Source organism: Deltaproteobacteria bacterium (genome assembly GCA_016177765.1).
GTDB lineage: Bacteria > UBA10199 > UBA10199 > JACPAL01 > JACOUP01 > JACOUP01.
The window spans coordinates 41,284-54,810 of the sequence record JACOUP010000002.1; the positions used below are offsets into that span (position 1 = coordinate 41,284).

Consider the following 13,527-nt stretch of genomic DNA (forward strand, 5'->3'; position numbering starts at 1 on the left):
TTGGCAGGGGAGAAAGGACGATAATACCCTTATATGGCCCAGGGTGGCAGTGACAAGGGGAGTCAGGAAAAGACCGAAGAGGCGACGCCAAAACGGCTCCGGGACGCCCGCAAGAAGGGACAAGTCTGGCAAAGCCGTGACTTGACCACCTTGGCGGTGATGATTCTTTCTTTTATGGCCTTCGGGTTTTCCGTTTCCTTCCTCTCCTCTGAAATCAAAAGAATCATGAGAATGACCTTTGAGGCGATCGCCCGGCCAGAGATCCCGATAGAGACACTCTTCAAACTGGCCGAGGCCTCTTTTGTTGTCCTGATCACTGTCTCAGCCCCCGTTGTGGCGGCGGCGGTCCTGGGAGGCCTCGTGGTCGGGTATCTCCAGGTCGGGCCTGTTTTTGCGATGGAGCCCCTGAAACCGGACATCAACAAACTGAACGCCGTTGAAGGGCTGAAGAACATGTTCAAGATGAAGACCTTTGTGGAGCTGGTGAAAAACATCCTTAAGATCAGTTTCATCTTCTTTATTGCCTACTGGTTGATCAAGGGGATTTTAAGTGATTTTCTGATGACGGTGACCCTTCCGCTCGAGCAATCGATCCAGGTCGGTTCCGTTTTGGTGACCCGTTTTCTGATCCGGGTCTTCATCCTGTTCTTGATCCTGGCGATCATGGATATGTATATTCAGCGGCGGGATTTCATGAAACAGCTCAAGATGACGAAGGAAGAGGTCAAGCGGGAATACAAGGAAGACGAAGGGGATCCGCTGATCAAGAGCGCCCGTAAACAGATCCATATGGAGATGGCGATGGGGGATACGCGCCAAGCGGTCAAGACGGCCGATGTGGTGGTGACCAACCCGACCCATCTGGCGGTGGTGATTAAGTACGACGGCCAGGAGATGGCGGCTCCCCAGATTGTGGCCAAAGGACAGCGGCTCTTTGCCGAATATATCCGGGAACTGGCCAAAGAATTCAACGTGCCGGTCATGCAAAACATCCCGCTTGCCTGGTCGCTCATCGAACTGGAAATTGGGGACGAAATCCCAGAAAATCTCTATCAGGCAGTGGCCGAGATCCTGACGTTTGTCTACCAGATGCGGGAAAAGAACCCATTGCCCAGGACCCAAAATTAAGTCATAATAGACCTCATCATGTCATCCGGACTGGTACAAGGCGCGAGGTTTATAGGGGATGGAGTGGTGGCCGGTACCCCGCGGGATGGGGAATCGATGACGGAAGAGGGGGCCCCTTCGAGTTTTAACCGCGTAGATCTGGATCACTATACCAACTCCCCTGATCCCCGTTATGTGATCTGCAAGACCTATTTTGAAAGAATGATTCGCCCAAAAGCGGCTGATCGTAAGGACGGCGGTCCGACCGGTATCGAGGAAGTAGAGGGGCCGTCGATTGAGGTCTTAAGAGGGGAGATCCCTTCTCTGGTTGCGCGATTTGTACAGGGAGGGGAGAGGATGGTAAGCATGCAAAATCTGGACCCCTGGGAGTGGCGCCCCGCGGTTCGGGATCCGTCGAGGGGGCCGAATGGGCAAACAATCTCGATTACCCGGGAGTCTTTGCCCCGTCAATTTGAACACCTCCCAACCCTTACCGATATCCGGGCCTACAAAACCAGTGATTTCTACGCTACCACGCGCCTGTTGAAAACCTGGTTGGAAGATGCCGAGATTCTTCAATTGAGTGCCGACAATCCGGATGATCAGCCTCTCATCGATCAACAGGATCAAGTCCTCGCCCGGTATGAGGCGCTTCGGGTTCAAAAGGATTTTATCGAGGGATTGAGCTACCTCCAGAATCAGTGGATGGAGAGGCTTGATCGTTTATCAGCGAGGCCGGCGATGATGGTCCCGAATGAGGTTACGCCAGAGGAAAAAGATGATTTTAGGAGGGAAGCGGTAGACCTTCTGGAAGCCCTTAAGGCGTTGTCCGATTTCAAAAAGAAGAATCGTATTACAACCCCCATCGATCTGGATGCGGATGGGATAGAGGATACCCGGAGGCTGACGACCAAGATTACCGATCTGATGATCCGGGTGGCCAATATCTCCCCCAAACTCCCCAAATAACCGCTTGCATTTGCAGGGCCTGTCTGCTAAACCCGCCCAGTTTTAAGTGGTTTAAATTCAGATAGTTAAGGAGGCATTTTTATGGTCGAAGGACCAATGAAGCAGATGCTGGAAGCGGGCGCCCACTTCGGGCATCAGAAGGGGCGATGGAATCCGAAGATGAAACCGTACATCTTCGGTGTTCGCGGTGGGATCCATATCATTGACCTGCAAAAAACGGTGCCGATGGCCCACGAGGCCTGCCAATTCATCAGCCGCACGGTGGCCCACGGGGGGGAGATCCTCTTTGTCGGCACCAAGAAACAGGCCCAGGAGATCGTTGAGGCCGGCGCCAAAAGGTGCGGTGCCTTTTATGTCAACAACCGCTGGCTCGGTGGGACCCTGACGAACTTCAAGACGATCAAGAGTTCCATCGACCGCCTGAAGGAGATGGAGAAGAAGCGGGACGAAGGGAAACTGGAAGGGCTGACGAAAAAGGAAAAACTCTGGATCGAAAGGGAGATTATCAAGCTGACCAAGGCGCTGGGGGGGATCAAGGAGATGAACAAGGTCCCGTCCTGCCTCTTTGTGGTAGATCCGAAGAAGGAACATATCGCGCTGATGGAGGCCAAAAGACTGAACATCCCTGTCGTGGCGTTGGCGGATACCAATTGTGACCCTGACGGGATCGATTACCTGATCCCGGCCAATGACGATGCGCTCAAGGCGATCCGCTACTTTGTGGAAAGGGTTGCGGAGGCCTGTCAGGAAGGTCACGAACAGCGGGACCAGGTTTTACGTTCAAAGATAACCCAGGAAATGGAAGACAAGGCGGGCAAAAAGGAGACAGTCATCGGCGGGCGCGGCGTTGCCTACGTTTCCAAACCGGATGAGTATGAAGAAGAGGCCAAGGGGACCTTTAGCTCAGAGGGTGCTTCACCCGAGGGTGATTCACCCAAGGGTGAGTCACACAATGGTGTGTCACCCACGGGGGAGGTTAAGTAATGGTGACCCCCGGATTGATCAGGGAGTTGCGAGAGAGGACCGGCGCCGGCCTGATGGATTGCAAGAAGGCGCTGGGGGAGTCGGCAGGCGATATCGACAAGGCGATCGATTTCCTGCGCCGGGAAGGGATTCTCAAGGCGGCCAAGAAGGCGACCCGCATTACCAAGGAAGGACTGGTGATGGAGGCCCACTCACCGGATGGGGCTGTCGCGGCGCTGGTTGAGGTGAATTGCGAGACCGACTTTGTCGCCCGGACGGATGATTTTAAAAACTTTTGTTTCGTGTTGGCGGAACAGGCGTTCAAGGGGCAGCCGGCCACATTGGAGGCTTTGAAAGAGGAAAAACTTGGTTCCGGGGAGCCCGGTTCCAAAAAAATTGCCGATCTCTTGACCGAGCTTGTCGCCCGCCTTGGTGAAAATATCTCTATCCGTCGTTATCAGCTCTTTCGCGCGAATGGTGGCAAGGAGAAGGTGGGGGTCTATGTCCACCCCGGGAACAAGATCGGTGTGATGGTCCGGATGGCAGGAGAGCCTTCCAAAATGGCCGGTATCCTTAAGGATATCTCCATGCATGTGGCAGCGATGCACCCGCTCTACCTCTCCGGTGAGCAGGTTCCGGCGGCGGTGGCTGAGCAGGAGAGGGGACGGTTGAAGGAATCCCCGGAACTGGTCTCTAAACCAGAGGCTATTGCTGAGAAAATTGTGGCAGGGAAGTACGCCCGGTTTTTGAGTGAGATCTGTCTCTTAGATCAGGTCTTCATCCGGGATATGACCGGGAAGGGGACGGTTCGGGAGACCCTGAAAAAGGTGGACCCCAGTCTCAAGATTCTGGAATTTGTCCGTTACCAGGTGGGGGAATCGGCATGACAAAACCCAAGGGTGAGTCACCCAAGGGTGGTTCACCCAAGTTTAAGAGGATCTTGCTCAAGCTCTCGGGCGAGGCTTTTGTGAAGAAGGCCTGTTTCGGCATTGAGCCGGACGTGATTGCCGGTGTTGCCGAAGAGATCCGGGAAGTCCACGATCTTGGGGTCGAAGTGGCCCTGGTGATCGGCGGCGGCAATATCTTCAGGGGTTCCAGGGAGACCTGGATCGACCGGGCGACGGCCGACTATATCGGAATGTTGGCTACCGTCATCAATGCCCTTATTCTCCAGAGCGCCCTTGAGAAGGAAAAGATTTTCACGCGTGTGTTGACAGCGATCCAAATGGAACAACTGGCGGAGCCGTATATCCGTCGTCGGGCGATTCGACACCTGGAAAAGGGAAGGGTTGTCATTTTTGGTGGGGGGACCGGTAATCCCTATTTTTCCACCGATACCGCCGCGGCCCTGCGTGCCATGGAAATCCACGCCGATGTCATCCTGAAAGGGACCAAGGTGGACGGGGTCTACAGCGCCGATCCGATGAAAGAAAAAGGGGCCACGAGGTTCAAGGAGCTTCCCTACATTGATGTCCTTCAAAAAAAGCTGGGGGTGATGGATGCGACGGCGATCTCCCTCTGCATGGATAACAGCCTGCCGATCATTGTTTTTGATCTCTTTCAGCGGGGCAATATCAAAAGGGTTGTTTTGGGAGAAAAAATCGGGACCCAAGTGAGGTGAACCAAGGTGACTAAAATCCTGTCCGACCTTAAGGTCAAAATGGCCAAAAGTCTGGAGTCGCTCCAGGTGGAGATGGGGAAGCTACGTACCGGCCGTGCCAGTGTGGCGATTTTAGACGAAATCCGGGTGGAGTGTTATGGAAGTGCGATGCCTTTAAATCAGGTGGCGACCCTTTCCGTGCCGGAGAGTCGGCTGATTACCATTTCCCCATGGGACAAGGGGTTGATCCAGGAGATTGAGAAGGCGATCATGAAGTCCGGCCTCGGTCTCCAGCCGGCCAACGATGGCAAACTGATCCGCCTCCCGATCCCGACCCTGACTGAAGAAAGACGGAAGGACCTGGTCAAGCTGGTCAAGAAGGGGGCTGAGGAATCCCGGGTCAGTCTCCGTAACCTCCGTCGTGAGGCGAACGAAACGCTCAAGAAGAATCAGAAGGAGGGGATTATCTCCGAAGACGACCTTCGTAAGGGGGAGACCGAGGTTCAGAAGATGACGGATGAGTTCATTGCCAGGGTCGATCAGACCGTTGCCCACAAGGAAAAAGAGATCATGGAGGTCTGATGGACCTCGATTTCAAAAAACTCCCCCAACATATCGCGATTATCATGGATGGGAACGGCCGTTGGGCCAAGAGGCGGGACCTTCCCCGGATTGAAGGCCACCGGCGCGGGGTCAATGCCGTTGACGAGATTGTCACCGACTGCCGCGAACTGGGGGTCCGGTATTTGACCCTTTATTCTTTTTCGATGGAAAACTGGGGCCGGCCGAGGGATGAGATCGAGGCCCTGATGGAACTTCTGAAAGAGTTTCTTATCGGCAAGCGCGAAAAGATGATCAAAAATGAAATCCGGTTTGAGACGATCGGCGACATCGCCCGTCTCCCCGATTTTATCCGGAGAGAAATCTCGATCACCAAAGAAGCGACGGCGTCGCTGAACAAGATGGTTTTGACCCTGGCCCTTTCTTACAGTGCCCGGGATGAAATTATCCGGGCGGTGAATGCCCTGATCAAGGAGAAAGGTTCGGGGAGGTTCAAGGACGATTTTATCTCGCAGGAACGGTTTGCCTCTTATCTGGATACACGGGAGATGCCTGATCCGGATCTTCTGATCCGAACGAGCGGGGAAAAGAGGATCAGCAATTTCCTGCTCTGGCAGACCGCTTACACGGAACTCTATTTTTCGGATGTTTTATGGCCTGATTTTAACCGTGAAGAACTCCGACGGATCCTTGAGGTCTACCAGACGAGAGAAAGGCGGTTCGGCAAGACCTCCGAGCAGGTGGGAGAGGCCTGATGCTTTTCAAAAGGATTGTGAGTTTTGTGATCGGGGCGCCGGTTCTGCTGGCCACCCTTTTCTATCCTGAACCGGTTCTCTTCAAGGTTTTGGTTGGCCTCTCTTCTCTTTTCGCCCTGAACGAATTTTATACAATGACTTTTGCCGTACGCAGCAAGAGGTTTTTTGGACTGGTCTTGGGGGCCTTTTACGGTCTCACCGTTCTTTTTTCAGCCCGTGGGGAACTGTTTTTCATGGTCCCGGTGGCGTTGGTGATTGTCAGCTCCTTTGCCTACACCCTTCTCGAGGCCCAATCCCCCTCAGAACCGTTGGCCGAGAGTACCCACCAGGTGGCCCTCTACCTGTTGGGGACGTTTTATGTGACCGGTTTTACGCTCTACATTGGCTTGCTTCGAGAACTCCCGATGGGGATTTTTTGGGTTCTTGCGCTACTGGTCGGGACCTGGATGAATGACAGTTGTGCTTTTTTTGTCGGAAAGGGGATCGGCCGCCATAAATTGTCGCCGCGAGTCAGCCCCGGCAAGACCGTTGAGGGTTTTATCGGTGGTCTCCTGGGGACGGCCGCGGGGCTCTTTATCTTGAGAGGCCTGTTTCACGAACCGATTTCGTTTCAACAGACAATCCTTCTTGCGTTGATCATCGGATTTTTGGGGCCGGCCGGTGATCTGGCAGAGTCTCTCATCAAACGAAGTTACCAGGTCAAAGATTCCGGCAGTCTGATCCCCGGGCATGGCGGGGTATTAGACCGGATTGACGCCTTGATTTTTAACGCCCCATTTGTCTACACTCTGGCTCTTATATTAAAATGACCTCTAAACGTCTCGTCATTCTCGGCAGTACCGGCTCTATCGGCACGCAGGCGCTCGATTTTGTGGCGCGCCATCCGGACCGGTTTAAAGTGGCTGGGCTTGTGGCCGGCAAGAATTTAGGCCTTTTGAAAAAGCAGATTCATCTCTTTCATCCCCGCCTTGTTTCTGTTGCCGGAGAGAAAGAGGCCTTGTCCCTGCAAAAAGAAACAAAAGGGGTAGAGATTCTTTTTGGTCAGAAGGGGGCCTGTCAGGTCGCCTCGATGGAAGGGGTCGATCTGGTCCTTTCTGCAATCGTCGGGGCCGCCGGTCTTCTGCCGACTTATGAGGCTTTGAAGAAGGGACGTCCTGTGGCCTTGGCCAACAAGGAGAGTTTGGTCATTGCCGGTGAGGTAATGACCTCGATCGCACGGCAAAAAAAGGTTCCGATTTTCCCTGTCGACAGTGAGCACAGCGCCATTTTCCAATCGATGGTTGGTAATAACAAGGGAGACGTGAAGAGGATCATCCTGACCGCCTCCGGGGGTCCGTTCCTGAAGAAGAGCCGATCGGAGCTTGCCTCCGTGACCGTGGAAGAGGCGCTGAAACACCCCAACTGGAACATGGGGGCGAAGGTAACGATCGACAGCGCCACTTTGATGAACAAGGGGTTGGAGGTGATTGAGGCCTCCTGGCTCTTTGACCTGCCGCCGGAAAAGGTGGCGATTCATATCCACCCGCAAAGCATCGTTCACTCCATGGTGGAATACCGGGATGGTTCTGTGATGGCGCAGATGGGGGTGCCGGATATGCGGTGCGCGATCGGCTATGCCTTGTCTTACCCGGAACGGATCGAGACCGGCGTCGCCTCTCTCGATCTTTTGGCCCTTGAGAATTTGTCTTTTTACAAACCGGACCCCGTCCGGTTTCGTTGCCTGGATCTCGCCTATCAGGCGGCCAAGACGGGAGGCTCGTTGCCGGCGGTCCTTAATGCCGCCAATGAAATTGCCGTGGAAAAGTTTTTGAAGAAAGAGATCGGTTTCTTAGATATTGCGGACCTCATTGAAAAAACCCTCTCCCGTCACTCGGTATCCCCCGTCAGGACTCTCGATGATGTCCTGGAGGCGGATCGCTGGGCCAGAAAGGCGGCTTCTTAAATGATGACTATTGTCTATTTTATCATTTCCCTCGGGCTCCTTGTTTTTATCCACGAGTTTGGTCATTTCCTCGTGGCCAAGTTGTCGGGGATCCGTGTTGAAAAATTTTCCCTGGGCTTCGGACCGAAACTCATCAGTTTTCGAAAAGGGGAGACGGAGTACCTATTGTCTCTCTTACCCCTCGGTGGTTATGTCAAGCTGACCGGAGAGGACCCGGACTCCCCGGAGGCGTCGGCGGCCGATTCCTACAGCCAGAAATCGATTGCCCAAAGGCTTCGGGTGGTTGTCGCCGGGCCGTTTATGAATCTCCTCCTGGCCCTCTTCTTCATGCCGCTGGTTTTCATGATCGGCAAGATGGAGCCGATCTACCTGGACCAAAAACCGGTAGTGCTCGGGGTTTTGGCCGACTCCGCTGCGGCCAAGGCTGGTCTTCAAAAAGGGGACGAGTTTCTCCGAGTCAACGGCAGGGGTTATTCCCGGTGGCGTGATCTGCTGGATTACATCCTTTTGCATCCCGAAGAGGAGGTTGTTGTTGATATTCAACGTGCCGGCGGGACCGTGCAGAAAAAAATTGTTATTGAATCACACCCCTCCAACAGAAGTGGCTTCCTGGGGGTGGAGCCCGGTCAGTTTGTCGGGAATGACCCGGTGGTGGATGAGGTCAGTCCTGATTCTCCGGCGGCAGAGGCCGGATTCCGAAAGGGGGATCGTGTCCTTTCGATTAATGGAAAGTCGGTGATGACCTGGACGGAGATGTCCCAGATTGTCTCCGCCTCGGAAGGAAGGCCGTTGGCAGTTGTGGTGGGACGGTCAGAAGGTCCGAAGGACCTTTCACTCACCCCTTTTCAGGATCAAGCCTCCAGGAAGTGGCTGATGGGGGTCAGGAAGGAGGCCTCGGCTTCCAGCGAAACGATGGTTCTCAAGAAGTACCCGATGGGTCAGGCGGTCGTGAAGGGGATGGAGGAGAACTGGAAGCTGACCAAACTGACCTTTGGCGTCCTCTACCGGCTTGTCTCGCTCAAACTTTCTTACAAGGCGCTGGGGGGACCGATCCGGATAGCCCAGGGGGCGGCGATGGCGGCGGAATCAGGGGTTGCCTATTTCCTCTATTTTATCGCTTTCTTAAGCCTTCAGCTGGCGGTGTTGAATATCCTGCCGATCCCGGTTTTGGACGGCGGGCATGTCTTGTACCTCTTTCTGGAGAAGGTCCGTCGCCGGCCGGTCTCGATGCGGGTTCGTTCCATTGCCGACCAGACCGGGATGGGGCTTCTGCTCCTTCTGATGTTTTTCGTCACCTTCAATGATATTGATGCGGTCTGGGGTCTGAAGAGTTTATTCGAGAAGGTCCGCGGGATTTTCTAATGAAAATCCTGGCCCTGGAGTCCGCTACCCTGACCGGCAGTGTTGCCCTTGTCGACGTAGGGGCGCAGGGCGGTGCGCCCTTACACGTTGAAAAAACCCTGGATGCCTCTCTCCAACACTCCGAGAAATTGTTGCCTGCCGTGATGGAGATTGTCGGTGATCGGTTGTCATCGATCGACCTATTCGCCGTTGATATCGGCCCTGGTTCCTTTACCGGCCTGCGCGTCGGGGTGGCGTTGATGAAAGGGTTGGCATTTGCGACCGGAAAACCGCTGGTCGGTGTTTCGTCACTGGAAGCATTGGCGATGAATGCTGTAGGGGCGCAATTAATTGCGCCCCTACATATCGTTCCGATGCTCGATGCCTATCGCGGTGAAGTGTATACGGCGGTCTATAATGTAGGGGCGGGGTTTCCCCGCCCGGGCGCGGTGACCGCGCCCCTACAACAGATTGAACCGGAACAGGCGACCCCACCGGAGAAATGGTTGAAATATCTTGTAGGGGTCGTTCGCGAACGACCCCTACAATTCATCGGCGATGGCGCTGTGAAATATCAGGATTTAATTCAAAAAATTGTAGGGGCGCGATTCATCGCGCCCGTCAACGATCACCAGATCCATGCTACTAATGTCGCCTTTTTGGCAAAAAAAACAGGGGCGGTGGATCTACCGCCCCTGCATGAATTAAAACCGAGATACTTGAGACCTGGCGTTTGACTTAAGGCGTACAACTACTCGAGACCTCAAAGACAAGGTAGTGCAAGACCCTTTCCTGCGGCCAGAAGCCGGTTGTTGGGCAACTGTGGGAGTTGTGGTAAGAACTGTAGAGGAGACACCCGCCGCTGGAACCAACCTTGCGGCTGGCGGTCAGGGGACGACTGTCCCCGTTGGTGGTGTCGGTGGCGCCGGAAAACTTCACCTTTCCGGTGATCCAGACAAAGGTATCGGCATCATACGCCGCCTTCATCACCCCCCACCCGGAGAGGAAGTCGCCGATCCGGATCGTTCCGTCACTGTTGAGATTTTGACTCCCGGAATTTCCGTTGGCCGTTGTTGTGCAGGCGCTTGAGTTGGGTGATGTCGTGCTGTTGATCGTGTTGGTCTTGATGGACGAACCGGAGACCCAGGATTTCATCGCGGCGTTGTTGAGGGTGGCGTCCGACTTGATGCCGGAGGTCCCGTCCTGAGCGGCATCCTCTGTTTCGGCCGTCGTTGAACTGCCGTCACCGCCATCCTGAAAGTCCATAAAGCCGGGGAAGGTCTGCTCAACGAAGTCGTAGGCCAGGTCGGTGGCATACATCTTCCCGCCGGCATTGACGTAATCCTTGATGTTACTGACGACGGAGCTGTTCATCAGTTTGGTTTTGAGGTATTTATGATATTCCGCATGGGAGAGCTTGGGTGAATCACCCTTGGCGGTCAGCGCCGGTGATTCGGAGGAAGAAGGGGAAACATCTTCATTAGAACCGCAGTTGATGAAGATAATGTCGTATTTTTTCATCTCCGTCAGGCTCCCGAAGAGGGCGGAGCTGGCCTTGTATTTTGTCGTATCCGTGTAACCGCTATAATCCCGGCTTCCACCACCGCGGAAGATGGTGAACTTCTCCGTCCCGATCTTGAGAACCCCTGTCGATGTCTCAAGCTCTCCGAGGCCCAGCTTGGCCAGGGTGTTTTCGATCTCATCGTAGGCGCCGGTCACGACGGCGATGGCGAGGTTCTTGTCCGTTGCGACTTTGAATTTATCAGCGAGTGTACAAACCCCGCTGGTCGTGTTACTGGCGCAATCCAGGGTCTGCTCGCCTGTAAAAGTCCCCTTCTTGAATTTGAGCTTTGTAGAACCGCAGGTCGAGGGGTCCCCGGGGGTCAGCGTGAATTTACCGTTCTCGTCGGTACAGACCGAGCCGCAGGAGGTTTCCGACGGCTCCTCGCAGGTGGCGCTGGCAGACTTGCTGACGATGGCGCTCAGACTGGAACTCTCCGAGGAGTCCTCCGTCGGGATATAAACGACCGCCCCGGAGATCGGGTCAGTCCCGTTGGCGGCATAGACGGTCCCTTCAACCGATGTGGCGTCTCCCAGGCCGCCGCTACTGCTACTCCCCCCTCCACCGCAACTGCTGAACTGTGTCGTGAGAAGGGCCATCAGGCCAAAAACAAACAACTTTCCTGCGGTGAGCTGTTTCTTCATAAGATTATCCCCCTTTTGATCGGGCCAATATCTCACGGTTCGGAGAGAAGATCAACACGATTTTTGAAAAACCGTATCCTGGTCGAACCGCTTGACAAATCGTGCCATTTCCCTCAGCCTCAAAGGCTCCAATGAAAATGACCGGGGCCCAGATTTTTATCAAAACGATGGAAGACCTTGGGGTCGAGTACCTCTTTGGCTATCCGGGCGGGGTTGTCCTCTACCTTTACGACGAACTGTACCAACAGAAAAAATTGAAACACATCCTTGTCCGCCACGAACAGGGGGCGACCCATATGGCGGATGGTTACGCCCGGGTGACCGGCAAGCCGGGGGTGGTTTTAGTAACCTCAGGACCAGGGGCGACCAATACGGTGACCGGCCTTGCGACCGCGATGATGGATTCGATCCCGATGGTTTGTATCACCGGTCAGGTCCCGGTCCATCTGATCGGGAATGACGCCTTTCAGGAGGCGGATATTGTCGGGATCACCCGTCCCTGCACCAAGCACAATTATCTGGTGAAAGAGGTGAACGACCTGGAAAGGATCTTGAGGCAGGCGTTTTATATTGCGACGACCGGCCGGCCGGGACCGGTATTGGTGGATATCCCCAAGGATGTGACGACCGCCACGGGAGAGTATCAGGGGACGAGGAAGGTGGAACTGCGCGGCTACAAACCGCCGGTCCCCCCGAAACCGGAGAATCTGGAGAAGGCGCTCGAACTGATCTATGCCTCCCGAAAGCCGGTCCTTTATATGGGGGGAGGAGTCGTGGCGGCCGGTGCGGGTGACGGGGTCCGCCAGTTTGCCGAAAAATTGGGTTTGCCGGTCGGGATTACCCTGATGGGTTTGGGCGGTTTTCCCGGGAATCATTCACAGTCCCTCGGGATGATCGGGATGCATGGCGGTTACTGGGCCAATATGGCGTTAAACTCCGCGGACCTTTTGGTCGCCCTTGGCCCCCGGTTTGATGACCGGGTGACCGGTGACGTCAAAAAGTTTTCCGTCAAATCCAAAAAAATCCACCTCGACATCGATGCCACCTCCATCGGTAAAAACGTGAATGTCGATCTCCCCTTGATCGGTGATGCCAAAGAGGTCTTGGGCCGATTGAACGACTTGGTCGACAAGGATCCGGCGAGGGCCAAAAAATATCGTGAAATGATCAAACCATGGCATGACCAGATCCGGGAGTGGAAGGAAAAACACCCGATCTATTATGACCAGGATTTCAGCAAACTCCTCCGACCTCAGTATGTCATCCAGAAGATCTATGATGTGACGGAGGGGGAGGCGATTATCACGACCGATGTCGGCCAGCACCAGATGTGGGCGGCCCAGATTTTTCAATTTAACAAGCCACGCCATTGGTGCACGTCGGGAGGGTTGGGGACGATGGGGTACGGCTTTCCAGCGGCGATCGGCGCTCAGCTGGCCCACCCCAAAGAGACGGTTTTCTGCATCTCCGGCGATGGCAGTATCCAGATGAACATCCAGGAGATGGCGACAGCGGTCCAGTACAAACTCCCTGTCAAGACGGCGATCATCAACAATCGTTGTTTGGGGATGGTCCGCCAGTGGCAACAGTTTTTTTATGAGCGGCGGTATTCGGAGTCAGAAATGACAATACTGCCTGATTTTGTCAAACTGGCCGAGGCCTACGGCGCCGTCGGTTTTGCCACCAACAAGCCCTCCGAGGTGGAGCCGATCCTGAAGGAATCGCTCAAGGTAAAAGGTCCTGTGTTGATTGATTTTCAGGTGATTCAAGAGGAGAACGTCCTCCCGATGGTCCCGGCCGGGAAGGGACTCGATGAGATGTTGTTGGCGTAGAAAAATGAAACACACGATTTCCATCCTTGTTGAAAATGAATTCGGCGTCCTGGCCCGAATTGCGAATCTTTTTGCGGCAAAGGGGTATAATATTGACAGCCTCTCAGTGGCACCGACCGCTGACCCGACGCTCTCCCAGATGACGATCGTTACCCACGGGACTGATTCGGTGATCGAGCAGATCCTGAAACAATTAAATAAGCTCATTAACGTCATCAAGGTCGAGAGTCTGAAAGAAGGGGGAGTTTGAAA

Annotated in this window: 14 protein-coding genes; 13 read left to right on the forward strand and 1 reads right to left on the reverse strand. The window is 54.5% G+C overall.

The window, feature by feature from the left end:
* Positions 1-33: 33 nt before the first annotated feature.
* The 11 genes from sctU (at position 34) to tsaB (ending at position 9,975) form a co-directional block, all read left to right on the forward strand.
* The gene (sctU, locus tag HYS22_01000) at positions 34-1,128 is read left to right on the forward strand and encodes a type III secretion system export apparatus subunit SctU (GenBank protein ID MBI1908735.1); all 1,095 of its coding nucleotides are present in this window, start codon (positions 34-36) and stop codon (positions 1,126-1,128) included.
* 66 nt (positions 1,129-1,194) lie between these two features.
* On the forward strand, positions 1,195-2,076 hold the full coding sequence (locus HYS22_01005) for a hypothetical protein (GenBank protein MBI1908736.1): 882 nt from the start codon (positions 1,195-1,197) through the stop codon (positions 2,074-2,076).
* Positions 2,077-2,157: 81 nt separating this feature from the next.
* Positions 2,158-3,060, forward strand: a complete 903-nt coding sequence (gene rpsB, locus HYS22_01010) for a 30S ribosomal protein S2 (GenBank protein ID MBI1908737.1) — start codon at positions 2,158-2,160, stop codon at positions 3,058-3,060.
* Entirely contained in the window at positions 3,060-3,926 is an 867-nt protein-coding gene (locus HYS22_01015; GenBank protein MBI1908738.1) for an elongation factor Ts, read from the forward strand. Before rpsB ends, HYS22_01015 begins: the two co-directional genes overlap by 1 nt.
* Positions 3,923-4,660 carry a UMP kinase gene (locus tag HYS22_01020; protein MBI1908739.1) on the forward strand — a complete coding sequence of 246 codons (738 nt, stop codon included), beginning with the start codon at positions 3,923-3,925 and terminating at the stop codon, positions 4,658-4,660. Before HYS22_01015 ends, HYS22_01020 begins: the two co-directional genes overlap by 4 nt.
* Positions 4,661-4,666: 6 nt before the next feature.
* The gene (gene frr / locus HYS22_01025) at positions 4,667-5,221 is read left to right on the forward strand and encodes a ribosome recycling factor (GenBank protein ID MBI1908740.1); all 555 of its coding nucleotides are present in this window, start codon (positions 4,667-4,669) and stop codon (positions 5,219-5,221) included.
* Positions 5,221-5,955 (forward strand): isoprenyl transferase, encoded by a 735-nt coding sequence (locus HYS22_01030; protein MBI1908741.1) that lies wholly within the window; start codon positions 5,221-5,223, stop codon positions 5,953-5,955. The genes frr and HYS22_01030 overlap by 1 nt, the downstream gene beginning before the upstream one ends.
* Positions 5,955-6,764 (forward strand): phosphatidate cytidylyltransferase, encoded by an 810-nt coding sequence (locus tag HYS22_01035; protein MBI1908742.1) that lies wholly within the window; start codon positions 5,955-5,957, stop codon positions 6,762-6,764. The genes HYS22_01030 and HYS22_01035 overlap by 1 nt, the downstream gene beginning before the upstream one ends.
* Entirely contained in the window at positions 6,761-7,897 is a 1,137-nt protein-coding gene (locus tag HYS22_01040; GenBank protein MBI1908743.1) for a 1-deoxy-D-xylulose-5-phosphate reductoisomerase, read from the forward strand. Before HYS22_01035 ends, HYS22_01040 begins: the two co-directional genes overlap by 4 nt.
* Positions 7,898-9,259 (forward strand): RIP metalloprotease RseP, encoded by a 1,362-nt coding sequence (gene rseP / locus HYS22_01045; GenBank protein MBI1908744.1) that lies wholly within the window; start codon positions 7,898-7,900, stop codon positions 9,257-9,259. It abuts the gene before it with no gap.
* On the forward strand, positions 9,259-9,975 hold the full coding sequence (gene tsaB / locus HYS22_01050; protein ID MBI1908745.1) for a tRNA (adenosine(37)-N6)-threonylcarbamoyltransferase complex dimerization subunit type 1 TsaB: 717 nt from the start codon (positions 9,259-9,261) through the stop codon (positions 9,973-9,975). Before rseP ends, tsaB begins: the two co-directional genes overlap by 1 nt.
* A 1-nt stretch (position 9,976) precedes the next feature.
* Here tsaB and HYS22_01055 read toward each other — a convergent pair whose 3' ends face one another.
* Positions 9,977-11,443 (reverse strand): hypothetical protein, encoded by a 1,467-nt coding sequence (locus tag HYS22_01055; protein ID MBI1908746.1) that lies wholly within the window; start codon positions 11,441-11,443, stop codon positions 9,977-9,979.
* 131 nt (positions 11,444-11,574) lie between these two features.
* On the opposite strand from HYS22_01055, the gene ilvB reads away from it, so the two are divergent.
* On the forward strand, positions 11,575-13,275 hold the full coding sequence (ilvB, locus tag HYS22_01060; GenBank protein ID MBI1908747.1) for a biosynthetic-type acetolactate synthase large subunit: 1,701 nt from the start codon (positions 11,575-11,577) through the stop codon (positions 13,273-13,275).
* Between the two features lie 4 nt (positions 13,276-13,279).
* Complete coding sequence (ilvN, locus tag HYS22_01065) at positions 13,280-13,525, forward strand: acetolactate synthase small subunit (protein ID MBI1908748.1); 246 nt, start codon at positions 13,280-13,282, stop codon at positions 13,523-13,525.
* The last annotated feature ends 2 nt before the right edge of the window (positions 13,526-13,527 follow it).